This is a genomic window from Desulfobacula toluolica Tol2 (assembly GCF_000307105.1).
Classification (GTDB): domain Bacteria; phylum Desulfobacterota; class Desulfobacteria; order Desulfobacterales; family Desulfobacteraceae; genus Desulfobacula; species Desulfobacula toluolica.
The window spans coordinates 2,819,254-2,845,773 of record NC_018645.1 but is presented as its reverse complement, the minus strand read 5'-3'; the positions used below and the strand labels follow the sequence as shown (position 1 = coordinate 2,845,773).

The window sequence follows — 26,520 nt, the reverse complement described above, 5'->3', positions numbered from 1 at the left end:
TCCAAAATTTGACTAACCACAAGATGTTGTATCAGAGATCAAATTCTGTTAATCTGGAAATTATGAATACAAGTTTTAACTGGGCGGTTTCTGAGTGTCCACCACCAATAACAAAAGAGGTCAACGCCTTGGATTAAGGGATTACAGCGATCATGTGCAGATATTGGCCGTATTTAATTTTCAAAAAATCCTGTGATCCTGATACGGACATTTTTGTTTTTAAACAATTGGAGAAATAAAATGGCTGAAAAAATCAGCTATGAAGAACTTGCTCAAAAGGTTGAGGCTTTAGAATTTGAAATTGCTCAACTCAGACAGAATGAAATCTCCCTGAAGGAATCCTCCAGAAGATACCGAAAACTGCTGGATTTTGTCCCTTACCCCATGGCGGTATTCTCTTTAAAAGGGCGTGTTTCATATCTAAACCCTGCATTCACAGATGTCTTTGGCTGGACCCTTGAAGAAATGGAAGGTGAAAAAATGCCTTTTGTACCCACACACCTTCAAGAGGAAACATCAGAAAAAATCAAAGAACTTTTTGATCAGCGGATTGTACCACGGTATGAAACCAAACGCCTTACAAAAGATGGACGTCTCATTGACGTGGTCACACGGGGGGAAGTGTTTTCAAAATCTGAAATGGGATTATCCGGCGAACTGCTCATCCTCCGGGATATTGCAAATGAGAAGCGGTTTGCCAAGAACAATGAGGCCATGCTGAAAATCAGCATGGCCCTTCCGGAATACACTGATCTTGAGGGTCTTTTGGATTATATCAGCAGTGAAATCAAGCGGCTTTTAGATACAAAGGGAGCGCTTGTCATTTTATTGGACGAAGAAAAACAGGAATTCTTCTTCCAGGGTGCGGCTTATGATGATACCGCGACCCTGAAGCGAATAAAGGAAATCCGTTTCTCCATCCATGACCTGGCATCCGGCAATGTCATCAAGACGGGTGAGCCGCTGATAGTCAATGATACCTCCAGGGACCTGCATATTTATCCCAGTCGGGATATGAAGTTTGGGCATGATTTTAAAAATTATGTGATCGTGCCCATCAAAAGCAATGATCGGAGAATCGGTGTATTGGCCGCTTATAATAAGACCGTGGGCATATTTGAACATACGGATGTGGAATTACTGGAAACAATTGCCGGTACGGTGGCCCTTTCCATTGAAAACGCCCGTTTTTCAGAAGAACTCAAAAAAGCATACCGGGAATTGTCCAGCCTGGACCGGGCAAAAGACAAGGCCATCAATCATCTTTCCCATGAGTTGAAAACACCCATTTCCATCTTCAGCGGTACACTGAGTATTCTGAAAAAAAAACTGGCCGCCCTTCCTGAAAACACGTGGGAACCGACCATGGCCAGGGCACAGAGAAACATGGACCGTATCCGGAAGCTTCAAAGCGAGGTGGATGACATCATACAGGAGAAAAAATTTGAAACCTACAATTTTCTTTCATTTATTGTTGACCAATGTACAGACCTGCTTGAAACGGTTATTGAAGATGAAATAGGGAATACTCCCCTGATTGAAAGGGTCAGACACCGTATTAAAGATATCTTTGATACCAGGGAAACAGAACCGGAATACATCTATCTGGATGCATATACCCAAGAAAGGATCAATCACCTGAAACCCCTCTTTCCTCACCGCCAGCTGGAACTCAACTGCATTGTGGATTCGGTCCCGGCCGTTCACATGCCAAAAGACCTGTTACAAAAAGTCATTGATGGATTGGTTAGAAATGCTGTTGAAAATACCCCTGATCATGGAAAGGTTGATGTCATAGTGCAAAAACAGGGGGAAGATGTCGTGTTGGTGGTCAAGGATTTTGGAGTGGGCATTACTCAAGAACACCGGAAAAAAATTTTTGAAGGTTTTTTTTCAACCCAGGAAACTGCAAACTATTCTTCAAAAGCACCTTTTGATTTTAATGCCGGAGGCAGGGGGGCAGACCTTTTGCGGATGAAAATATTTTCCAGACGGTATGATTTCAGCATTCATGTGTCCTCTTTCAGGTGCCGATTTATCCCAAAAGTTTCAGATGTCTGCCCGGGAAATATCCTTGAATGCGACTTCTGCACAGAAAAAAAAGATTGTTTTCATTCCGGGGGATCTGAATTTTCACTGGTTTTCAAGACGGTTTCAAATTGATTTTTTCATCCTTGATCCTACCCAAAGTTTAACCATTGAATTGCCTTGTCAGCTTATAGAACAAGCTGAAAGGCATGCCAACGACAATAAAATGACTGTGACTGGAATCTTGCTTGACGCTTTGGATAATTTTTTGCAAAAGCAAAGATAATTGTCTGGCTATCAATCAAGCGGTATAGATAGTGTCCGAAATAAATATACCTTGAGTTTTCAAACTAAAAAGTTTAAATATTCATGCTAAAAATGAATTGGAAGATTGGTTAAGTTTGTACCCATGTTGTGCCTAAATTGTGCCCGTCAAGGTCAAATATTTACAGACGGTTCCAAACAAAACCAAAAATAGAATATGAAAATGACTGGTATCTAAGGATTTGAAAAAAAGAACAATGTTAAATAATACTCATAAGGATTTGAAATCTCTCGAAGATAATCTCTGTACAAGTTCAATCCTCGTCCCAGATACCAGGAAAATAGTAAATAATTTTGGTCAAATCAGGTACAAACCCTTTTTACTTTTAATAGTAATACTTTTTTAATAGTAATACTTTGAGAACAAATATTTCTTGAGTTTTTCGATCAAACAGCGTAGATAGATTTCATCTGAAACCCTTATTTAAATCATTATAAAGTTAAGTATTTTATGGATAAAATTCAAATTATCGGCGGCAGACAGCTTCATGGCGAAGTGAATATCAGCGGGGCTAAAAATGCAGCTCTTCCTTTGATTGCTTCAAGCATTCTGGTGAATGGCAAAACCTGTTTTTCCAATGTTCCCAATCTGATGGATATTACCAGTATCCGACAACTTTTGGAGGATTTGGGTGCATCATGCAAGGCATCAAACAATTGCCTTGAAGTGGATGGGTCTTTAATTAATAAAATTGAAGCCGAGTATGATCTGGTTCGAAAAATGAGGGCTTCCATTCTTGTATTAGGGCCCTTGGTGGCAAGATTCGGTCATGCAAAGGTATCGCTGCCCGGAGGCTGTGCCATTGGTGCCCGGCCTGTGGATATGCATCTGTCAGGGCTTGAAGCTCTGGGTGCCGTCATCAGTATTGATCACGGCTATATTGAAGCAAAAGCAAACCGACTGATCGGTAATGAGATATATTTTGATATGCCTACTGTAACGGGTACTGAAAATTTAATGATGGCGGCAACCCTGGCAAAAGGGACCACAGAACTGAGAAATGCGGCCCGTGAACCGGAGATTGTAGCCCTTGCCGATGCCTTGAATCTGATGGGGGCAAAAATAAACGGAGCTGGTACGCCTATAATTACCATAGAAGGGGTGAAAAATCTTTCTTCTGCAGATATCAGCATCATTCCAGACAGAATTGAAACCGGTACTTTTATGGTTGCAGCAGCAGCAACAGGCGGTGATGTTCTTATTAAAGGGTGTAATCCAGATCACATTGGCGGGATCATCAACAAATTAAAAGCAACAGGTACAAGCATTGAAATCTTTTCAGACAGCATCCGGGTCATTGGGAATAAACCCATAAAAAGTGTTGATATTAAAACCTTGCCATATCCAGGATTTCCAACCGATATGCAGGCGCAGTTCATGGCTTTGATGACTGTTGCAGACGGAAGAAGTATGATTCATGAATCCATTTTTGAGAACAGGTTTGTTCATGCCAATGAATTGCTTCGAATGGGGGCAAAGATTTCCATATCAAACGGTAACATTGCCATGGTCAAGGGAGTTGAAAATCTCCAAGCCGCTCCCGTTATGGCGTCGGATTTAAGGGCCAGCGCTTCTCTTGTTATTGCCGGGCTTATTGCGGAAGGAACAACGATGATTTCAAGGGTCTATCATATAGATAGAGGATATGAAAATATTGAAACAAAATTTTCATTGCTGGGTGCGGATATAAAACGAATCAAGTAAAAATTTAAAAAATCAAGATAAAATGATGGGAAAACATTTTTTAAACCTTTAAATTTTTTAAAACCAGCTGTTTTTTTTGTCTTTCTTTCACTGATGGCAGGGATTTTCTCCGGAAACACTTTTCCTGATCATAAAGTCATTGCTGTCTGGGCTGTTTGTTCTTTCTCTGTCATGATTTTTCCAGCCTTTTATTTTAATAAAAAACTGGTTTTCTTTTTCATTCTTGGGTTGATTTTCTGGTCCGGGTATCTTTTGATTCATATCAAATTAATCCCTGATCTGCCCTCTAATCATATCTGCAATTATCTGGATTCAAAAAAAATCATTATTACCGGTCGGGTTGTTTCTTTTGCAAAACATTATGAAAAAAAATATACGGTCACCCTTCTTTGCCGGACAATAGAGACGAAAAATAACATAAAGCAAAAAGTCACAGGCAAGATTAATCTGAACATATACGGATATGCTGAAAAAGGTCTGGATAAAAAAGGTCAGAATGAAAAAATTCCGGGGTATGGCGATATTCTTCTGTTTAAATCCTCCATTAAATCTGTTCGAAATTTTATGAATCCAGGCGCGTTTGATTATGAGAAATTTTTAAAACTAAAGGCAATATATGGTACTGCCTATACTTACCAGGAAAAAATTAAAATCCTTACACGCCCGGATCAAGTCGGTTTTTTCTCACAATTGATCCGGAAAATAGAAAAACTCAGGATCAATTATTATTATTTTATATTAAATCATACAAAGCATTCTGACTCCGGAAAAATATTGGCTTCGCTGGTTACTGGAAAAAAAGAAGTTCTTTGTCCGGAAGTTCGGGACCTGTTTTCAAAAGCCGGCATAAGTCATCTTTTAGCCATTTCTGGGCTTCATTTGTCTATTGTCGGCACTCTGTTTTTTTATTGTTTTTATAAATGTTTATCTGTCATGCCCGCTCTTTTAATTTCAGGAAGATCCAGAAAACTTGCAGGCATATTAACCCTTGTTCCGTTAATAGGGTACGCGATTTTTTCAGGATTTTCTCCATCCACTCAAAGAGCATTCTTAATGATAAGTGTTTTGTTGCTTTCATTTGTTTGTGAAAAAGAAAAAGATATTCTTTCAAGCCTTTCAGTCGCAGGAATTCTCATCTTATTGATGGATTCTTCGGCCCTTTTTTCAATATCATTTCAATTATCGTTTGTTGCCGTTACATTTATTATCTGTGGTGTTTCCCTGTTAAAAAACAATATATTGTTTAAAAAACAATCATTTGTTTTAAAAAAAAATTTATTTGCCAAGATGGGGTTAATGGCATGTGTGAGTTTTTTTGCCGGTTTGGGGACATTGCCTTTGACAGCCCATTATTTTAATATGGTTTCAAGTATTTCGCTTATATCAAATCTTATATTTATCCCGGTTATAGGATTTGTTGTATTGCCCCTCGGACTCATCTCTCTTGCCTGCTTTGTTTGTTTTCCCTCTCTTGCGGTTTTTATTATTAATGTGTGCAGCATTCTTGTTTCTTTTTCCATTACAGTGTGTGAATGGCTTGTGTGCATTCCTTTTTCATGGTCAAGAACAATCACCTTTCAATGGAGTGAAATTGCGGCAATCTACCTGGGTATTATTTCAGTGTTTTTCCTGTTAAAAGGGCATAGAAAATCACCGGCCGTGCTGTTTGCCTTAAGTATTGTATTGTTGATGGCTAATGCTTCAAATGTCAGCTTGAAAAAAGCAGTCCCTGAAAATTTAACCATTACAATCATTGATGTGGGGCAGGGCAACAGTGCCCTTATTCAAACATTGAATGGTAAAAATATTTTAGTGGATGGTGGCGGATTTTCCGACATATCCTCATTTGATACGGGAAGATTTATTATTGCGCCTTTTTTATGGCATAAAAGAATCCGTTCAATAGATTCAGTTATTTTAACTCATCCTGATTCCGACCATTTAAATGGGCTTGTCTTTATCTTGCAGAACTTTCAGGTAGGTACCTTGATTAAAAACTCAGACAAAAGAAATTCAAAAAAATATACAGACTTGATCAACACTTGCAAAGAACGCAATATAAGAATATTTAATCCTTTAACACAGGGTAAATATTTGGATTTCGGTACTGCCCGGTTGATTTTTTATGGGTCATTTCAAGAGAGGTTTTCAGATGATTTTAATAATAATTCTCTTGTTTTCAAAATAGCATACAACAATTTTTCAATGCTGTTTCCAGGCGATATTTTATTGCAAAGGGAAAAAAGGTTAAGCATGAACAATGAGCTTGATCTCCATTCAGATATCCTGTTGTCACCCCATCATGGAAGTTCCACATCAAGCAGTAAAATTTTCCTTGATAAAGTACACCCCAAGAGTGTAATAATATCCTGCGGTCGGAAAAATAAATATGGTTTTCCTCATTCCATGGTTTTAAAACGATATGAAAAACAAGAAATAGATATTTTCAGAACTGATGAGGACGGCGCGATCTTCATATCAAGTAATGGTAAAGACCATAATATAAAAACCTATAAAGGCAGATAAAAAATTGTATTATATCTATTTTTCATATGTGGCAATTATTTCCTCATTAATGCTCTATGAGTGTTATCATAAAAATCAACCCAAATGGTGGTCGCTCATTGTTTTGTTTGCCCCTGTCACGACCCCTTATTTTATTTTTAAATCCCGTAAAAAATCCGGTGTTATTCTTTTTATGGTTTTTTTATTGACGTTTTCAGCAGTAGCAGGCGCTGAATTTTTTCTTTATTCAAATTATATGGAAAAAAACAAATATTCACATCTGCCTCCTGTTACACAGCAAATGCTCCATCTTTGCGAAGAATTAAAAACAAGTACCATAACACTTGATAATGCCTTGGGAGAACTGGAAAATCTCAGTAAGGTTGAATCCAGGATAAATGAAATTCGAACTACAATTGAATTTATTGATCAACTTAGACTTATCATGATTGAAAATCAAGATGACATAAACCGACTTGCGGCATATGTATCTGATTATGAAAGTTTTTTTAACAGAAAAGAATTTGAATGGGTGTTTAATATTCAAAAATTTTATACCAACAGAACCGTTATCCAGCACTATAAAAGTCTTCAAAAATATCTGGATAATTTTGTAGACTTATTGAAATATACCCACATCAACTTTTATAATATTACAGAGTATAAAAGCTCACAACATCTTAAAAATTATGATCAGTATTATTTGAGATACCGCAGGGCAGTTGATTCACACAACCGGTTTAATGTTAAACGAATGAATTTTCAAAACTCGATTTTAAAAAAATATCCTGAAATCAAACCCTATCTTCCTGGTGAGCGTCAGACAGATACTTTCAGATTATGGGAATAACTGCCACGGGCAGACCTGGTATTTTTATCGGTTTGTTCACAATACCCTAAAGGGCAGAAACCAAATTATGAAAGCCGATGTTTGGACTTTTGAAGATTTTCATACGAATGCTTTTTTTCTGAATCTTTGAGAAACGGGAGTATCACCTTGTTTTTTTTGCCCCCTGAAATATCATAGGTGATACTTACAATGGGTATGTTGATTTTTGCTTCAAGTTTTTGAGCCATTGCCTCTGTAATGAGTCCTGCACAACAAAATGCAGGATTAGTTTGAACCAGCAGTTTTAAGTCAGGGTGTTCGTTGATGATGTGATGAATTTTTAAAATATTATCCATGGATTCACCGGTATGTTCCTGGAGAATACCGTATTCGGAAAGGATATTCTCATAAGATCCTTTTACCTCAAACGCAGATTTACTCAAAATCGGTTCAAAATATTTATAATATTTTTTTTCCATTGCCTGCATGGCTATAAAAAGGGATTTGTTTGAAAAAAGGCTTAAATATTTTCCTTCTTTAAACCATTTTTTAAAATAAGAATTGGCAATGATTTTGATATATTTGTAATAGGGTGTGGTAATGACTTCGCCCCCATTGTCTTCAATAAAACGAACCAAATCTTGATTGATTGTATCATTATCCCTCACATAAAGATCACCGAAAATACCTACTTTGGGCCTATATTTTGTTTTTGTTTCAATATCTGAAAACGGCCCTATTGCATTTTTTAATACCGCCTCCTTGGGTTCGCCCCTTTCAAAGGCATTGCACAATATTTTCAAGGCATTGTCAAGCGCCTGGTCTGTTTGGCCCTGATGAATTTCATAGGGTCTGATTTTACAACCAACACTCCTTAGCAACCCGCCAAACATATAGGCAAAATATGCATTTGTAGCTGCTTTTAAAGAGATATCAAATAACGATAGCTGGCCTTTATAAATTTCAGAATTTTCAAATCCATTACCGTTTTTTTTAAGAATTGTTTGAATGTGATAGGGGTACATTTTGATGTTGCAGGCAATTTCCGAAGGATTTAACCATAATACACAATTTGACGGATCAAGATTGTTTTTTTCAACCGTATGAATAAATCCCGCTGCCAAAGCATTTAAAGGAAGACATTGACCGGTATTGGTCAGCATGCTTTTTTTTAAGGTTTCAGGAGTCTCTTCCATTAAAAGCGCCTGAAGTCCTTCGTTTTTTAATATGGATACAATCAGGCTGCCTGAATAAGAATCCCAATTGGGATAAATAATTGTTTTGTTGTTTATTTTTGATAAAAATTTCGGATGCAGATGGGACAGGTCTTGTTTTTGGTTTTCTTTTGCTTTTGATGTTAAATTGTTGTGGTTTTTAAATGCATTGACGGCTGCTTCAACTCTTGTCTCATAACCAACACTTGAGTCATGTTCGTCAAGCTCCAATACAAGATAGGGCTTGTTGTGGGTTTCCATGATTTTTTTGAAATACTGGATACCGAAAGAATCAGGGGCACACTTGAATGAACTGATATAGACAGGATAAAGATGCTCAGTATTTGCCGTCATATATGCAGCCTTGAGAATTTGTGCAACATAATTCCAGTGAATTTCTGTTAACAAAGGGTCTATGTTTGAAAAATCATGAGTTTCAAAATCAAGCATATCCTGAAAAAAGGTTTTAACTCCCAGATTTTCAAAAAGCTTTGGGATATTGTTGTTCATATTATTGTCCAAAATAGTGTAGGGCCTTCCTAAGAGGACAATATTGATATCAGGGCCTTTGGATTTATATTGCCGATAAATGTTTTTTTTGTTTGACTGACACTTTTTTTTAAATTCCACTGCATTGTCATATGCGTTTGAGATATCAAAGAATGAAAACCCGGCAGATATATTTTTTAAAGACTTGTATAATTCCAGCTTGGTATGAAAATTGGTGTACAGATATCTGACAACAGGTGATATTATCTTTTTTTGATCAAAATCTGAAAGACATGATATCACAGATGGACTGAACTGAGTGTAGTAACAATGCTGCCTGCGTCTTTGCTGTTTGCGTATGTTTTTTTCATCAGGTTTTTCTTCAAAATAAAATGGCAGAAAAATGTAATCAGCCATATCCATCAGATACTTGACATGACCATGCAGAGCAACGACCGGCGCACAAAACTCTGCTGATGTAAAATTTTTCCCGAATTTTACGGGGTGTGTAAGCTTTGAGCTTGTTACGGTTTTAATTCCCAGCCTGGAAAAAAAGTGGCTCCAAAAATCAATGTCTTCAAAAAGGTGAAGTGCTTTGGGAATACCCATGATAAAATCGTGCTTAACAGCTGTTTTTTTGTAATTTGGAATGGCTTGTTTCTTTAGTTTCAACAGATCATGGGTGTTTTGCTTTGGAATCATTTTATTTGTCTGGTAATCTCTGCCACACAAAAAACCATATGCAAGGGTTTCATCACCAATGTCAGCGATGGTCAGTTTACAATGATTGGTGCAGATTTCACAAGTTTCCCGGCGGATCGGAATCTCTTGTTTCCAAAGTTGAAATCCCCTGAAACAGGATTTTTTGATCAGTTTTTCTTTTGATAATAATGCAACTCCAAGCGCACCTGTCAAATGACAATGTTTTGATACATGGATAGGCTTGTTTAATTTTTGTTCAAATGCCGCAACCAGCGCCTTGTTTTTGGCAGTTGCCCCTTGAAAAAGAATACAATTTCCGATTTGGGCGATATTGGCTACTTTTGTCAGATAATTATCTCTTACAGCATGTAAAACCGAGGCCAGTATTTCATTTTTCTGATATCCAAGGGCAAAATAATAATTGATATCCCTTTCCATAAAAACTGTACATCTGTCACTGGTCACAGGCGACACAACCCCTTCTGCTCGCTTGGAATATTCTGATAAGGGGCACTCAAGTTTTAAAGCCTGTTCTTCTATAAAGCTGCCTGTTCCTGCAGCACATACTGTATTCATGACAGAGGAGGTGACCATGCCGTTTTTAAGCAGGGTAAATTTTGCATCCTGTCCCCCAATTTCAATAATGGTGTCTACGTTTTTATTTAAATTAACGGCTGCTCTCGCATGGGCGGTAATTTCATCGGGTTCAATATCAGCACCTATGATTTTGCCACTGATTCGTCGACCGGAGCCTGTAGTTCCACACCCAATAATGGTCATTTCGATTCCATATGTCTTAAAAAACAAGTCATGGGCTTTGAAGATTTTTTGAACTGCCATCACAGGTCTTGATGCGGTTTTTGTATAAAAACCGACAATAGGTATTCCATCTTGATTGATCAGTATGCTCTTTGTGCTTGTTGATCCTACATCCAGGCCCAGATATCCATGTGCTGTGTCTATTTTGGCTGGATTTTGATAAATATCGGCTTCCACATCGTCATGAACATAGGAGGAAAAACAGTTAAAATCCGGATATTGTGAAAGCGAAAGCAAAAGAGCAGGATATAAAAGAATTTTTTCTTTTTTTGATGAAATAAAAAAATCTTTAATTGACGCAAAGTTTTTTTGCTTGATTTGTTTTTGATTGCGCATGTCATCCAGAAGACACAGCGCAGCACCCATTGCGCCATAAAAAACTGCTTTTGAATCAATGATAAATTTGTGACCGGTAATTTTTTCAAGATGATTTTTAACAGATATGTTTTGCGAAACACCACCGCAAAAAATAATTTTTTCACCTACATGTAGATCGTTAAAAAGGGTGTTGGAGATATTTTTTGCAAGACCATGGCACAGACCGTCACAGATTTGTTCAATATCATAACCTTCCTGTTGGGCATGGATAAGATCTGTTTTGGCAAATACTGCACAGCGGGTAGCAATAGAAGGAATTTTATTTGAATTTAAAAGGGCTTTTTGGCTCAGTTCCCGGGAGCCGCCCAACAGGTTTAATCTTCGGGCCTGCTGATCAAGAAAACTTCCCGTGCCGGCAGCACAGGAGGTGTTGTGTTTTGTGCCAATATAAGTATGCCCTCCGTCAAATCTGCTCAATGAAAATTTTTCACCGCCAATGTGTAAAACAGCGTCAAGTTTTTTATGATAATATCGAGCAGTCTGTATAAGGGTCAATTGTTCATCATAAGACCGGGTTGCATCAATAAAGGAAGGAGTTTCGTCGGTAACTGCAATATTATGTATATGGCTTATATCAATTTTTTCAATCAAGTTTGAAAGGCATTGTTTTACTTCTCCATGATGATGACATGTGCCGGTATGGATGCAATTGCCTTCCCGGTTTATCACGACAATATGAACAGACACAGAACCTACATCAATGCCGAGAATATGTGATTTCATTATTCCAATTTTTCCTTTACCTGATTCTATAATTTAAAAACCCTTTAAAGCATCCATCCATTCATGAAATAAATAGGGAATGATTTATGTGACTTTCTGGGCCATATGGTTACCTGTCCTGTATATGTTTTATGGTATTAATTTTTATATATTAAGCATTGTATGCGTATTGGTTTTTTATATATGTGTCAATCTTTATTGATAAAACTTGCTTCATAAAATTGCATATTCTTAGAATAATAATTTTACTATCACAGCTATCGTCTTGAATTTTTAAACCTTAGAAGATATATAAATGTCGTGTTCGTAACTTCTAATGGCAGACTTGGTATTTCATCCTGGTTTGCCCACAACAAAACATGAAAGTCGCTGTTTGGATTTTTGAAAACTTTTATATAAAAATCAATAAGATAAAAAAAGGAACTTATGCTCATAATGAAAAAAAAATATTCTTTTTCCATATTAACCTCTATTTTATTTGTTTTTATCTTGATTTCCAGTGGATTTGCTCAGAGCAACCAAAAAATATCAGTTGTTTTGCCGTATGATTCCATTTTTGTTGCTTCCAGACAACTCATTGAAACAAATGAAGATAACAGTGTTTTTTTTGCTCAAATCAACCAATCCATACAAAAAAAAGATGATCTGGATGAATTATTTCTTGAGGATTATGATAATATAGAAGAACCTCAATTAATTGCCGATCCATTGTATTATTTTAATTACACGATGTATGCATTAAATGATATTCTATATTTTGCAGCAATAAAACCACTTGCTTCAGCCTATAAAGCCATTACACCCAATTTGGTGCGCAAAGGGATGAAAAATTTTTTCCATAACCTTGTTTTCCCGGTCCGGTTTGTCAATAATGTTTTACAAGGCAAAATAAAGAAAGCAGGAACTGAATTTGATATTTTTTTAGTCAATTCAACCTTTGGTGTTTTAGGCTTTGGCCAGGTCGCCCAGAACAAATTCAATCTGCGCACATCAGATGAAGACCTGGGCCAGTCACTTGGTTACTATTCTATTGGCAATGGATGTTATCTGATGCTTCCCGTATTAGGTCCATCAACCATCAGGGATGCGCTCGGTCGTGTTGGAGATTCTTTTTTAACCCCAATTGATTATTTAGAACCATGGGAACTTTCCTGGGGCCTTAAAGCCTATGATAGAATTAACGATACCTCTTTTCATATTGGAGATTATGAGGCGTTGAAGAAAGCAGCTCTTGATCCCTATGCCGCAATAAGGGATGCCTATATTCAGCATCGGCAAGAAAAAATAAAAAATTGAATTAAATATTGTTAAACAGGTCACAGCGTCTGTTTGGTAGAAAATATTTCATTTTATGGGACCTGGTCTTGTTTAAAAGCTCTTTTTCTATCCGGATCATATGGATACCTTCAGCGCCATCAATTGATTTATATATGACGTTTCCATCCGGCCCGATCAACAAGCTTATCCCCGGGAACAACAAACCCTTGGTGTTGTCACCGGTTTGATTGCATGCGGCAATATACAGGCCGTTATCAAATGCCCTGGCCCTTAGATGACGAAGCCAGGAATCGTATTTTTCCTGTGAGCTGCCTCTGGGTGAAGCATGGGGAATAAAAATTATGTCTGCCTTTTTTAAAGCCATGGCCAGTGATAATTCCGGAAAATGGGCATCATAACAAAGCTGAACACCGAAATTAAGCCCTTGTGATTTAAACACTGGGATTTTATCTCCAGGGGTGAAGTATTTTTTTTCAAACGGTGAAGTATGAATTTTTCTATAACGTTCAAATGATCCTGAAGGTTTGAACACCAGATGAGAAGCATATATTTTTTTGTCAGGTGTCTTTTCTGCCAAACCAACCAGGATAGTAATTTTTAAATCTTGTGACATGTTTGAAAACAAGGTCACAATATCTTTACTTATGGGTTGGCAAATGGAAACAATGTCAGGGCCTGAAACATATCCGGTAAGATTCATCTCTGGAAAAACAATGATATCAGCACCTTGCAGGGCGGCTGATGATATAAAGGAAAGGCTTGATTCAAGATTTTTTTTAAAATTTCCGGCAATACAGTTTTGAACGATAAGAGCCGCTTTAACAGAGCTCATAATTTAAAATTGGCACTGATTTTGAAAACTCGTGTCGCAGGCAGATTCAATATGGTCTCAACACCGGTTGCCTTGATGATTTCTTTTAAATTATTCTCGATTATTTCAACTGAAGGCGCAATAAATGTAAACCAGATATTAAAGGTATGATCCCGTTTATAATTGTGCGTTACACCGGAATATGAATTGACGGTTTTTGTAAATAGTTCAACTTTTTCTTCAGGCACTCTGGCAGCACACAGTGTTGAATGGTATCCGAGCCGGTCAGGACTGAAATTTCCGCCGATTCTTCTGATCAGCATATCTTTTTTCATTTGACTGATCCGCTGGATCAATTCATTTTCCGAAAGGCCGAGTTTATCCGCAATGATTTTATAGGGTCTTGAATGAATGGGAAAATCAACCTGGATCATGTTAAGGATTTTTTTGTTTTGATCATCAATTGCCGGCATAGCTTATACTCCTTGAACCAGAACCAATAAAGGCCCTGCAACTATTATGCAGAGCCTTTAAAAGCTAATCAACTATATAGAATACTGACTTACTATACACATCCGGTTGGTTTTGGAAGACCGGCCATTTTACATGCACCTTTTCCAGGTCCTGACGGGAATAGTTCATAGATGTGTTTCAGTTTAAACTTGGTCAGTTTTGAAAGAACTCTAACCATTGGAGCAATACCATTTTTTTCGTAATAGTCCTGAAGAACTTTTACAAGCAGCCAATGTTCGTCAGTAAGTTCCTCAATACCTTCTTGAGTTTTTACATAATCAACCCATTCAGTGTTGTAAAGATTGTAATCAAGAAGAAATCCATCTTCATCTATTTCGAAAGATTTCCCGTTAAATTCAATTGTTGCCATTTAATTTCCTCCTGTAAAAGGTTTTTTTTCTTATCATTTTAAGACATACTGTCTTAGCTTCAATAATTGAATGCTAAACATATCTTAAGCAATGGTTACTTGTCAATATAAAATCAAGTTGATTTAATATTCTTTCGGGGTTTGGTTGATTTCTTCAAGAGTAAAGACTGGACCGTCTTTACAAACCAGTTCTTTCCCGATATTACATCTGCCGCACATGCCGATTCCGCATTTCATTCTGTTTTCCAGGGACATTATAATCTGGTGTTCCTGATAACCAAGCTTTGTTAATGCAGGCTGGGTAAATTTAATCATGATCGGTGGTCCGCAGATAATGGCATAAGTATCTTCATCCGCTTTAGGAGCATTTTGCTCAACAATTGTTGGAACAAATCCGGTGTGGTATTTCCAGTCAGGGTCATCGGTTCCATCAACCGTAATATGCATGTTGATATCATCGCGTTTTTCCCATTCGAAAAGTTCTTCCCGGTACAAAAGCATGCCTGGAGATCTTGCACCGTAAACCACGTCAATATTTTTAAATTTGCTTCTGTTGGAAGGGTCCAGCATATAAATAATGGAAGATCTTAAGGTAGTAAATGCAAATCCGCCGCCAATGATAACCACATTTTTATTTTCCAGCTTGTCCCAGGGATACCAATTGCCCAAAGGCCCCCTGATTCCCATTATATCTCCCACCTTCATGTTGTGAAGGTGGGCGGTGACAACACCTGTTCTAAATACTGTGAATTTTACAAATCCTTTTTCAACGGGAGATGATGCGATTCCAATGGGAATTTCTCCTATGCCAGGGATAGACAATTCAGCAAATTGTCCGGCCTGATAGGAAAATTTTTCTTCATCCTCCTTGTTTAAAAAAACAAATTTAAACGTTTTCAAGGACTTGTCTTCAGTTGCAATTTCAATTTCATCAATGCGAACTGGATACGGTATATAGGGGTTTTCCATGTGTTTCCTCCTTTGTCCGCTAATCTTGTTTTTCGTACGAGTTCATACGGTTGCACACTTCACGGATATCGATATTAACCGGACAGCTTTTAACACATCTGCCGCATCCGACACACATGATCCCCTGGTCGTATTTATCAAGAAAATATTTCAGTTTATGCATGAATCTTTGTCTGACCCTCTGGGTTTTTGACTCCCTTGGATTATGTCCTGTTGCGTGACGTGTAAACAGAGGAGACATGCAGGTATCCCAGTTACGGAACCTGGTGGCTGATTTTTGCTTGGTTTCGTCTTGTATGTCAAAACACCAGCAGGTGGGACACACATATGTGCAGGTGCCGCAATTGATGCAGGAAAATGCAAGATCATCCCAGAAAGGTGCTTCATGAAGCTCAAGAATGGTTTTGTCTTTTAATTTATCCGTATCAATTTGAGAAGTAATGTTTTTTTCAGCTTCTTTTCTCAAAACATCAAACATCACTCCACTTTCTTTTTCATCGACAACCTTATCAAACCCGCAGGCTCCCAGAAAGGCGTCCCCTTTATCCGTAAGAACCTTTGCCAGATACATGTCATCAAGATCTGCCAGAAGGACATCAAGCCCGTCTTCACAAAATGGCCCTGAACCTGTGGATGTTGAAAAATCAAAAGGCCCGGGTTTGTTGATGCCCAAACCTACAAAGGTTGTTGCTTCATATGCATCACACCAATAAGGGTCACGGTAATCCTCGGTATCAAAATTAAGTTTTACCAGCTCCACGGCTTTTGCGTCATATGGCCGGATTCCCACAACTGCTCTTGGCGAATAATCATCTTGAATGTTTTTCATTATGTGATGATCTTCACAAGATTCATCCAGGGTCGCGCTAAGCATTTTTTCCGTTTGCGGGAACAGCACCGATTTTGCCGACATCACGGAATCATGATATTCCATGTCTGGCAATACATCCTTTTCAAGACTTTTGATGAAAAAGCCGTTTTTATCTTTGACAGGACCAAAAAGCTGATAGGTTTCCCTGGATTTTTCAATGCCCTTGGCCCAGTCTTTTTTATCAATTTTTATAAATTTCATTGTATACCCTTTTTATTTACTTGATAAAATCGTTGGGATCATCCGGACTGTATGCGTCCAGGGGAGGACGTTTATTAATATCCAGCCCTGCTTCCCAGCCAAACATTTCAAAAACATCTTTATTCAGCTTTCTTGTAAAGTCCCTGACATTAATATTCATGGGGCAGGCTTCCACACATGCACCACAGTCCGTACAGCGACCGGCACAATGGAACGCTCTTAAAAAATGAAAAGTGTCTACATCTGTTTTGTCCTGGCCTTTGCCAACCCATTGGGGGCCTGATTCATCCACAAAGCATGTGGGACAATAGCATAAGGGACATGCATTTCTACATGCATAACATCGAATACAGTTTTGTGTCAGATCTTGAAAATGCTGCCATTTTGTATCCGAATCCATTGCCTCGATTTTGTCAACATCAGGATAAGGATTATCAAGGTTTTGTTCTTCAACAAGGTCTGCTGCCAGCGCATCATAAATCACTGGATTTTTGTGCATGCAAAGCTTGCAGTTTTCTCTCAGATAATCCTTTTTCTCCAGTTTTTCTTCTTTTATGGAAGATTTAACATTCAATGTATCACCGTCTTCTGTGAATTCGATGATTTCATCCTCGAACAAGGATGCAATTTTGTTTTTATCTACCATTCCTTTACAGGGTACACCAATGATATGCACCTGGTCTCTGCTGACTTGATTTTCGACAATATGGGTGACAATGTTTCTTGTATCACACCCTTTGGCGATAATCGCAATTTTGTCTTTTTTATTTTTAATACTTTGTTTTATATAACTAGCAAGATTAAGTCCGCATGTTGAATTAAAAACCAATTTTTCAACATCTTGTTTTGATGAAATGGTAATAGGACTTGTTGCCATGGGAATGGTTCCGTTTGCAAAACCAATAACTTTAACAACCTCTCCTTTATCCAGAAGTTCCAAAGAAAGTTCCCTGATTTTATTTATACAGGTATTCATAAACTTACCTTTATTAATTATAGTCCTTTACAAGTTTCTTATTTGGCCCAAGTGCCCTTACTTTATCTGAAATCTCTTTAACCACATCTACAAACTTGGTTGCCTCGGCAGACGAGATCCAAGAAAAATGGACTCTGTCTCGTTCAATTCCCATATGTTCCAAAAGATTTCCCATGAGTGCAAATTTTCTGCGTGCATAATAATTACCATCCAGGTAATGACATTCACCCGGATGTCAGCCGGAAACCCATACGGCATCCGCGCCTTCTCTCAATGCTGAAAGTATGAATTTAGGACTCATCCTGCCGGAGCAGGGAATTCGTATAACCCGAATATCAGCCGGATATTCCATCCTGCTGACACCTGCAAGGTCTGCTGCACCATAACTGCACCAGTTGCATAGAAAGCTTACAATTTTAATATCTTTTTCAGCCATTCGTTATGATCTCCTTTAACCTACTTCACCCAGTGCAAATATTTGTGAAAAAATCTGATTTGTATCAAAGCCTCTGAGGTGCAAAGCGCCGGATCTGCAAGAAGCGACACACAGTCCGCATCCTTTGCACAGTACCGGGTTGACTTCTGCTTTTCCCTCAAACCTTCCTTCCGTTACAAAGCCTGGAGCCGAATAGGGACAAATGGATACACAAACTCCGCATTGGCTGCATTTCATCTGATCAACACTTGCAATGGTTCCACTGGTAAACAGACTTTCTTTTTTTGCAAGAAGGGTAAGCGCCCTGGATGCGGATGCTCTTCCCTGTGTGATTGCTTCGTTGACGGGTTTTGGATAATGGCCTGAACCACAGACAAATACACCATCAGTTGCAAATTCCGCAGGACCTAATTTAGCATGTTTTTCAACAAAGAAACCCTCGTCATTGAGCGGTACTTTATAAAAATTGGCCAATTTTTCATCTCTTCTTGGAACGATTGCAGTTGCAAGGGTGAGCAGATCGGCTTCAATTTCAATGGGCTGGTTCAACACATGATCCGTTGCTTTGATCAAAACCTTTCCGTCGGCAATTCTGACGGCTGGTTTATTCTCCACATCATACCTGATAAAAATAACCCCTAGTTCTCTTGCTTTTTTGTATAAAAGCTCTCTTTCCCCATAGGTTCTGATATCACGGTAAAGAATAAACACGTCCATATCAGGTTTGCGTTCTTTGAGTTCAATGGCGCTGTCAACGGAGTGTGTACAGCAGACCCTTGAACAATAGGGGCGATCAGGTTGTCGTGATCCCACACACTGGATAAAAACCGCAGAATTCACGGCATCAAGCCTGGCATCATCTTCCTTGAACATCTTATCCAGATCAAGGGATGTGATGATACGCTCATCTTTTCCGTATTCATATTCATCTGTTACAAAGGCTTTGGCACCCGTAGCCAGAACAGCCACACCATACTCAAGTTCAAATTCTTTATCAGCATTCTTCAAAGTAGATTTAAAATTGCCGACAAATCCGTCAACACTTTCAAGAGTGGTATTGCAATGAACCGTTATATTGTCATTGCTTTCAATCTCTTTGATCAGCTCATCAAGTTTGGCTTGAACATTTTCACCCTGGGCGGTTTTATAAAGTTTATGAGCTTCACCTCCCAGCCGTTCTTTTTTCTCAATAATATGCGTCTGATATCCCTGGGTTGCAAGACTCTTTGCAGAGGTCATGCCTGCCAGTCCGCCACCAATAACCACAACAGAATCATTTACATTGATTTTTTCTTCTTTTAATGGTTCGGCTAAAGCCGCCTTGGCAACTGCCATGCGTACCAGGTCTTTGGCTTTTTCAGTGGCAAGTTCAGGATTGTTTTTATGTACCCAGGAATTATGGTTACGAATATTGGTCATTTCAAACAAATATTTATTTAACCCTGCATTGGCAAGTGTTTCCTGGAACAGCGGCTCATGTGTTTTTGGCGTACATGCCGCAACCACAATCCGGTTAAGATTTTTTTCTTTGATATATTCGACCATTTTATCCTGGGCATCCTGGCTGCAGGCATACATGGCTTCATCGGCAAATTCAACATAGGGCAGAGTCTTTGCATATTCCGTGACGGCTGCACAGTCCACAACACCCTTGATATTTGAGCCGCAATCACAAATAAACGCACCGATTCTGGGTCGTTCTCCCACGACATTTATTTCAGGTGTTTTTTCAATCGCCTTGGTCAGGGTGTCTCTGGCAGAACTTAGGGCATCCCCGGCAGCCGATGCTGCTGCACTGGCATCCAGAACCGATTCGGGAATATCTTTTGGATTGTTGAATACACCGGACACATAAACACCATCTCTGGAACTTGAAACCGGTTCAAAGGAGTCGGTTTTGCAAAATCCGCTGGGTGTCAGATCAATACCCAGTTTTTGGGCAAGCTCTTTTGTTTCAGGCGGAATTTCAAGCCCCACGGAAAGAACAATCATGTCATAGGTTGCATCAATAATTTGACCCAGTTCATCAACATAGCGTATATCCAGGTCGTGGGTTTCAGGATTTTCAGTGACTGAATGAACCCTGGAGCGGATAAAATTAATGCCGTGTTTTTCTTTGGCAGTCTGATAGTATTTTTCAAATTCCTTGCCAGGTGTCCGCATGTCCATAAAGAAAATAGAGCAGTCAAGATCACTGCCTGCATGCTCTTTGGCTATAATAGCCTCTTTTACTGCATACATACAGCAGACAGAACTGCAGTAAGGGTTATCACATTTGTTGATATCCCTTGACCCCACACATTGAAACCATGCGATTTTTTTGGGATCTTTTCTTTTTTCAGCCAGCAGTTTGTCTTTTTTCTTCTTAGGTTTGACCGGCAATTTCGGAAATGTTGTCACATGTCCCATGGTGGGGCCGGTTGCCGACAAAATTCGCTCAAATTCCATGGATGTTACAACATTGGGAAATTTTGCATATTGATAATTATCAAATTTTGACGGATCAAAGGGTGTAAACCCAGGAGAAAAAATAATTGATCCTGCATCAATGGTTAGTTTCTTTTCGGTTTGTGTATAATCAATTGCATTGGCAGGACAGACTTCTTCGCAGGTACCGCATTTATCTTTTGTCAGTTTTAAGCAGACATCCGGATTAATGGCATATTTTAATGGTACGGCCTGGGGATATTCAACATAAATAGCCGTTCTTTTTTTTAGATCTGCATTGTAGGTATCATCAAATTTTCCAGGGCATTTTTCCGCACATGCGCCACAGCCGACACAAAGATTTTCATCTACATATCTCGGCTTTTTTAAAATTTCTACCTGAAAATTACCTTTCTCACCTTTTACATCAATAACTTCTGAAAGCGTTAAAAGCTCAATGTTTAAATGCCGGCCGACCTCGACCAGTGTGGGTGAGATAATTCACATTGCACAGTCATTTGTCGGAAAGGTCTTGTCCAGCTGGGCCATAACGCCGCCTATTGAGGGACCTTTTTCCACCAAATAAACGTAGTACCCGGAATTTGCAAGGTCTAAAGCTGAAAGCATGCCGGAAATACCGCCACCAATCACAACTACAGATCCGGTTAGTTTATTACTCATATTAACATTCTCCTGTTTCTATAAAGATCATATCTATTTAATTATTTAAATTGTTTATGATTTTATAAAGCTTATATTTTCTTAGCCAAAGTATTATGTTATAAAGCGATCAAACAAAGGTTGTCAACACTTATTGAATGAATATATATATTGTTTATGAAGAAAATTATTGTCATTTGCGGTCCCACAGGAATTGGCAAAACAACAGTTGCCATACGGGTTGCAAAGCGTTTTAACGCGGAAATTATCGGTGCGGATTCAATGCAGATTTATAAGCATATGAATATCGGTACTGCCAAACCAACCTCCGAAGAATTAAAACTGGCACGGCATCATCTTGTGGATTTTATCGATCCAAAAGATGATTTTGATGCAGGCCTATATGTAAAAAACGCAGATCAAGCCATTGAAAAAATTACCGCCTGCGGAAAAATTCCAGTCATTGTTGGAGGCACAGGTCTTTATATCAGGGCTTTGTTGCATGGTTTGTTCCGGTCAAAACCCATATGTGAACAAACAGTGTCACAATTGACTGCCGAACTTGAAGAACAAGGCAACCAAAGTCTTTATGAAAAACTTGAAAAGTGTGATCCCAAAGCTGCTCAAAAAATACATCCCAATGATTCATTCAGAGTTATCAGGGCATTGGAGGTGTATCAAACAACAGGTCGTCTGATTTCAGACCGGCAAGATACTCATAATTTTGATGAATTAAGATACAACAGTCTGAAAATAGGCCTTTTCATGGACAGGGAAAAATTATATGACCGCATTAATAAAAGGGTTGATCTGATGCTTGAGCAAGGGTTGCTCCACGAAGTCACCACTCTGGCTGAAATGGGATATTCCTTTGACTTGAAACCCATGCAGTCCATCGGTTATAAACATATGGGCATGTTCATTAAAAATGAGGTGGATTGGACAGAAGCTGTCAGGCTATTAAAGCGTGACACCAGGCGATATGCAAAACGTCAGTTTACATGGTTTCGTCAGGATAAAGATATCCATTGGTTTGAGCCGTCCCAGGTTGATTTGGCTGAAAAACTGATCAAACAATTTTTGACATAGCCTTTTGTTTTTCATATAGTCCATACGCCACAGGTTCACAAGGATAAGTTAAAGGATGGAGGCCAGGCTTGCCTGACCTCCCGTCTGCTCGAACTTAACTTTGAAAGTTGAGATAATAAATAAAATAAGTGTTAACAATATGAAGCCTAATCATACAAAATTTTTTAATTTTTTCATAATTTTCAATATTATATTGTGGTTGTCTGCTTGTTCGTACCTGCCTGGAAAGCCTCCCTTTGAAAAAGACAAACTCCCGGTAGAGGCGGATGAACCGGCAAAAGACAAAACAGAACAGGATCAGCCAAAAATATCACTTGTTGAAATTTTATCTGCCGAAGCAGATAAATTTTTTTTGCGGGGAAGTTACAAGGACGCCTTGTTTGTTTATGACCAGGCGCTTGCCCAGGCAACTGAAGATGAAACACCGCAACTGATATCCCGCATTGAATCGGTTCTGGTAAAAACACCGGCAATAACCATAGCAGAGCTTCTGGATACAAAAAATATCCATATTCCCAAACCCCTGTTAATGTATTGGACAGGGCTTAATTTTGCTTTGGAAAACAATGCTGTTAAATCAAAAGAGATACTTGAAACTTTTTTGTTTCAATATCCTGATCACCCTTATTATAATGATGCAGCTGATCTTGTGGCGGTCATAAAAAAAACATTTTTTCATAAGGATACGATTGGGTGCCTTTTGCCTTTGACAGGAAAATATGCTGTTTTTGGTCAAAGGGCATTGGCCGGAATTCAATTGGCCATACAGGAATTGTCAAAAAAATACTCCAGGGAATTTAAACTCATTATAAAAGATACCAGGGCCAACCCGGATATTGCCATTGAAGGGGTAAGAGACTTACATCAAAAAAACGTTGCAGGGATAATAGGGCCATTGTTAACAGTTAATCCGGCTGGCCGGGAAGCTGAAAAACTTGGAATACCAATGATTGCGTTAACACAAAAAAGCGAGTTTCCCCTGCAGGGAGAATATTTATTTTCAAACTTCATTACTCCTGATATGCAGGTACGAACCCTTGGGGCTTATCTGTTTCAGGAACTTGGAATAAAAAAAGTGGCAATTCTCTATCCCAACGAAAAATACGGCAAAAAATATATGGAACTTTTTTGGGATGTTGTTGATGAATATGGTGGAGAAGTCGTTGGTATAGAGCTATATGACGGTAAAAAAACAGATTTTACCAAGCCGATACAAAAGCTTACCGGACAGTTTTTCCCGGTTCCGGATTTTCTAAAACCTGAAGCTGTTGAATTTGAAAACAATCCGCTATCAGAAGAGGATGATAATCCAAAAGAAAAAATTCAGATTGATTTTCAAGCCCTTTTTATTCCTGATTCTCCTTCAAATATCAACTTAATACTTCCACAACTTTCATTTAACGATGCTACAGGCATGTATCTTGTCGGAACAAATCTGTGGCATCATGAAAGTCTTTTGAAAGATGCAAAGGGTTATAACAAGCAAGTTATCATAACTGACGGATTTTTTGACAACAGTCAAAATTTAAAGACAACTCAATTTGTAAAAAAATTCAAAGCGGTCTTTAATACAAAGCCAAAGTTTTTAGAAGCCATATCCTATGATACGGCTTCCATTCTTTTTTTGACAGCCATGGACGAAACGGTTGATTCCCGGGAGACGCTGAAGGATACCCTGCAAGGCAAGCGTATGTTCGAAGGCGTGACCGGCAACACCATTTTTGATGCAAATGGAGTTGCCCATAGGGAGCTTTTTCTTATGACGATTAAAAAGGGAAAATTTGTCGAAATCAGTCGGTAAAAAAAGTATCCTGGCCAGTTGCTTCCAGAATCGACTGCCAGAGTTTTCCCTGGGGGTCAAGATTCTTTCGCTTTCCTGATGCAGCATCCATTGGTACATGAACATAATGGTTGTTCCAGAAACTGATCAATAATTTGGTTTTTCCTGCCATTCCGGCGTGAACTGCGTCCCGGCCGAGAAAACCGCAAAAAACACTGTCATTGGCATTTGCGGGCAGGCTTCTGATGATATAGCTCGGGTCAATATATTTTAATGAAATGGGAATGTTTTTTGCCTTAAACCATTGTGATATTTTTTCTTTGAGAAAAAGGCCAATATCCTGAAGAACAATATTTCCGGAAGGATCAAACTTTTTTTGCTGTTTATCAAATAATTTCTGACCCGCACCCTCGGCCACAATAACAACCGCATGTTTTCGATGGAGTATTCGATTTTCAAGGGCCTGTAAAAAACCGTTTTTTCCATCCAGGGAAATATCAACCTCGGGAATGAGAACAAAATTAGCATCCTGTTGGGCCAGTGCAGCCGTTGCAGCCAGGAATCCGGAATGTCTGCCCATGAGTTTTACCAAACCGATTCCATTGGGGTATGCAATCGCTTCGTTGTGTGCCCCCTTGATGGCAAGGGTTGCAACATCAACCGCAGTATCAAATCCAAATGATCTGGATACCAGGTAAATGTCATTATCAATTGTTTTGGGAATTCCTATAACCGATATCTTTAAATTCCTTTGTTCAATTTCTTCTACAATTCTTTTCGATGCCATTAATGTCCCGTCACCGCCCACCATGAACAGAATGCCGATAGTCATTCTTTCAAGACAATCTACAATCATACCGATATCCTGAGTTCCCCGGGAGGAACCCAATATTGATCCTCCAGTATTCTGAATTCCTGATACTGAATCAGGATTCAAGTTCATTACATCGTGTTGAAAATCAGGAATAAATCCTTGAAGTCCGTGCTTGATTCCATAAATCGTTTTAACATTATAGATGTGGTAAAGTTCCAGGACAATAGACCGGATAATATCGTTCAATCCAGGACATAATCCGCCGCAGGTTACAATGGCACATTTGAGCTTGCTTGGATCAAAATATATTTTTTCTCTTGGCCCGGCCTGATCAAAGCTGCTGTTTTTTTTTAAATCAGATTCCAGGCGATTTATCTGCACGTCAACAATTACCCTTGCATCATCTGAAATAAATCTTTTTTCAGGTTCACCCGGTTTGGTATGCTTTTTAAGCGGAGATATAATTTTTGCTTCTCCAAGAGTGGGAATATCCGTGCAAAAATCAAAATTTTTCATTTATGCCCTCCATTAAATTGAAAAGATCCTTTTCCAAGGATATCGTGTAAATGTAAAAGTCCGTCAAGCCTGTTTTTCTTATCAACAATGGGAAGCACTGTGATCTGATATTTTTCCATAATATTTAATGCATCATATAAAAAAGATTCCGATGTTAATGTGTGCGGGTTTTTGCTCATGATCATGTCAACAGGTTGGCTTGCTAAATCATATTGTGTTTTGGCCAGATAATGACGGATATCTCCGTCAGTGATAATTCCTTTAAGCGTTTTGTTCTTGTCCATAACAATCACTGCACCCAATCTGAATTTATCCATTTCTTCGATGGCCGACCCCATGGAAGATCCTGTTAATACAGCCGGTGCGGTCGATGCCTCAAACATGATTTCACCAACCCTGCAGGAAAGACGTTTCCCTAAAACACCTCCGGGATGGGATTTCATGAAGTCGCTTTTTTTAAATTTTTTCTTGGTGATCAATACAACAGCCAGGGCATCACCCATGGCAAGCTGGGCTGTTGTGCTTGAAGTCGGAGCCATATTAAAGGGACAGGCTTCTTTTTCAACCCCTGTATCAATGACGATATCACAAAAGTTTGCCATGCTGGAATTGGTTTTTCCTGTGAATCCTGCCGTTTTACACCCGATTTGCTTGATTACCGGGAGTAATTGGTTCAATTCATTGGTTTCACCGCTGTTTGAAATAGCTATAAACACATCGTCCTTATTCACCATTCCCAAGTCACCGTGAAGCGCTTCAACCGGATGCAGGAACATTGCATTTGTCCCGGTGCTGATAAGTGTGGCAACAATTTTTTTGCCGATCAGTCCTGATTTGCCAATTCCAGAGATGACAACCCTTCCAGTAGAACTGCAAATAATATTAACCAGATCTTCAAAAGAGGTATTAATATTCCGGGTTAATTTTAAAATACTTTCTGCTTCTATTCTTAATACTTCTTTTGCTTTTTCTATTATCATGATTGAACGTTATCTAATCCTTTGTTTTGTTGAAAAGATTGCTGCATTGTTTTTTTATATACAATACTCAAATCATTTTTCATATAAAAAAATACTCAGGCAAACAATCTCAA

18 protein-coding genes are annotated in these 26,520 nt (G+C 38.6%); 7 read left to right on the top strand and 11 right to left on the bottom strand.

The window, feature by feature from the left end:
- Positions 1-240: 240 nt before the first annotated feature.
- From TOL2_RS13060 to TOL2_RS13045, 4 genes are all read left to right on the top strand, one after another.
- Complete coding sequence (locus TOL2_RS13060) at positions 241-2,163, top strand: GAF domain-containing sensor histidine kinase (RefSeq protein ID WP_014957898.1); 1,923 nt, start codon at positions 241-243, stop codon at positions 2,161-2,163.
- A 640-nt stretch (positions 2,164-2,803) separates the two neighbouring features.
- Positions 2,804-4,057, top strand: a complete 1,254-nt coding sequence (murA, locus tag TOL2_RS13055) for a UDP-N-acetylglucosamine 1-carboxyvinyltransferase (protein ID WP_014957897.1) — start codon at positions 2,804-2,806, stop codon at positions 4,055-4,057.
- Positions 4,058-4,150: 93 nt separating this feature from the next.
- On the top strand, positions 4,151-6,583 hold the full coding sequence (locus TOL2_RS13050; protein WP_014957896.1) for a DNA internalization-related competence protein ComEC/Rec2: 2,433 nt from the start codon (positions 4,151-4,153) through the stop codon (positions 6,581-6,583).
- A 4-nt stretch (positions 6,584-6,587) separates the two neighbouring features.
- Positions 6,588-7,412, top strand: a complete 825-nt coding sequence (locus TOL2_RS13045; RefSeq protein WP_014957895.1) for a hypothetical protein — start codon at positions 6,588-6,590, stop codon at positions 7,410-7,412.
- 65 nt (positions 7,413-7,477) lie between these two features.
- On the opposite strand, the gene TOL2_RS13040 is transcribed toward TOL2_RS13045, so the two are convergent.
- The gene (locus TOL2_RS13040) at positions 7,478-11,716 is read right to left on the bottom strand and encodes an acyl-CoA dehydratase activase (protein WP_014957894.1); all 4,239 of its coding nucleotides are present in this window, start codon (positions 11,714-11,716) and stop codon (positions 7,478-7,480) included.
- Positions 11,717-12,151: 435 nt separating this feature from the next.
- Here TOL2_RS13040 and TOL2_RS13030 point away from each other — a divergent pair, with 435 nt between their 5' ends.
- Positions 12,152-13,012, top strand: a complete 861-nt coding sequence (locus TOL2_RS13030) for an MlaA family lipoprotein (protein ID WP_148278113.1) — start codon at positions 12,152-12,154, stop codon at positions 13,010-13,012.
- A gap of 1 nt (position 13,013) precedes the next feature.
- On the opposite strand, the gene TOL2_RS13025 is transcribed toward TOL2_RS13030, so the two are convergent.
- From TOL2_RS13025 to TOL2_RS12985, 8 genes are all read right to left on the bottom strand, one after another.
- Positions 13,014-13,826, bottom strand: a complete 813-nt coding sequence (locus tag TOL2_RS13025; protein WP_014957892.1) for a nitrilase-related carbon-nitrogen hydrolase — start codon at positions 13,824-13,826, stop codon at positions 13,014-13,016.
- Complete coding sequence (gene ahbA / locus TOL2_RS13020; RefSeq protein WP_014957891.1) at positions 13,823-14,278, bottom strand: siroheme decarboxylase subunit alpha; 456 nt, start codon at positions 14,276-14,278, stop codon at positions 13,823-13,825. The genes TOL2_RS13025 and ahbA overlap by 4 nt, the downstream gene beginning before the upstream one ends.
- Positions 14,279-14,370: 92 nt before the next feature.
- Positions 14,371-14,688 (bottom strand): TusE/DsrC/DsvC family sulfur relay protein, encoded by a 318-nt coding sequence (locus TOL2_RS13015; RefSeq protein WP_014957890.1) that lies wholly within the window; start codon positions 14,686-14,688, stop codon positions 14,371-14,373.
- 123 nt (positions 14,689-14,811) lie between these two features.
- Positions 14,812-15,657, bottom strand: a complete 846-nt coding sequence (locus tag TOL2_RS13010) for an FAD/NAD(P)-binding protein (RefSeq protein ID WP_014957889.1) — start codon at positions 15,655-15,657, stop codon at positions 14,812-14,814.
- A gap of 19 nt (positions 15,658-15,676) precedes the next feature.
- The gene (locus tag TOL2_RS13005; protein WP_014957888.1) at positions 15,677-16,729 is read right to left on the bottom strand and encodes a 4Fe-4S dicluster domain-containing protein; all 1,053 of its coding nucleotides are present in this window, start codon (positions 16,727-16,729) and stop codon (positions 15,677-15,679) included.
- 16 nt (positions 16,730-16,745) lie between these two features.
- The gene (locus tag TOL2_RS13000) at positions 16,746-17,705 is read right to left on the bottom strand and encodes a 4Fe-4S dicluster domain-containing protein (RefSeq protein WP_014957887.1); all 960 of its coding nucleotides are present in this window, start codon (positions 17,703-17,705) and stop codon (positions 16,746-16,748) included.
- A 13-nt stretch (positions 17,706-17,718) separates the two neighbouring features.
- On the bottom strand, positions 17,719-18,141 hold the full coding sequence (locus TOL2_RS24640) for a hydrogenase iron-sulfur subunit (protein ID WP_014957886.1): 423 nt from the start codon (positions 18,139-18,141) through the stop codon (positions 17,719-17,721).
- Positions 18,142-18,156: 15 nt separating this feature from the next.
- The gene (locus TOL2_RS12985; protein ID WP_014957885.1) at positions 18,157-21,249 is read right to left on the bottom strand and encodes a CoB--CoM heterodisulfide reductase iron-sulfur subunit A family protein; all 3,093 of its coding nucleotides are present in this window, start codon (positions 21,247-21,249) and stop codon (positions 18,157-18,159) included.
- Between the two features lie 156 nt (positions 21,250-21,405).
- Between TOL2_RS12985 and miaA the strand changes: the two genes are divergently transcribed.
- Together miaA and TOL2_RS12970 are read left to right on the top strand one after the other, a co-directional pair.
- The gene (miaA, locus tag TOL2_RS12975) at positions 21,406-22,317 is read left to right on the top strand and encodes a tRNA (adenosine(37)-N6)-dimethylallyltransferase MiaA (RefSeq protein WP_014957884.1); all 912 of its coding nucleotides are present in this window, start codon (positions 21,406-21,408) and stop codon (positions 22,315-22,317) included.
- A 139-nt stretch (positions 22,318-22,456) separates the two neighbouring features.
- On the top strand, positions 22,457-24,118 hold the full coding sequence (locus TOL2_RS12970) for a penicillin-binding protein activator (protein WP_051012380.1): 1,662 nt from the start codon (positions 22,457-22,459) through the stop codon (positions 24,116-24,118).
- On the opposite strand, the gene TOL2_RS12965 is transcribed toward TOL2_RS12970, so the two are convergent.
- Both TOL2_RS12965 and TOL2_RS12960 read right to left on the bottom strand, forming a co-directional pair.
- The gene (locus TOL2_RS12965) at positions 24,108-25,427 is read right to left on the bottom strand and encodes an ATP-dependent 6-phosphofructokinase (RefSeq protein ID WP_014957882.1); all 1,320 of its coding nucleotides are present in this window, start codon (positions 25,425-25,427) and stop codon (positions 24,108-24,110) included. The genes TOL2_RS12970 and TOL2_RS12965 overlap by 11 nt on opposite strands.
- Complete coding sequence (locus TOL2_RS12960; RefSeq protein ID WP_014957881.1) at positions 25,424-26,407, bottom strand: KpsF/GutQ family sugar-phosphate isomerase; 984 nt, start codon at positions 26,405-26,407, stop codon at positions 25,424-25,426. The genes TOL2_RS12965 and TOL2_RS12960 overlap by 4 nt, the downstream gene beginning before the upstream one ends.
- Positions 26,408-26,520 lie beyond the last annotated feature (113 nt).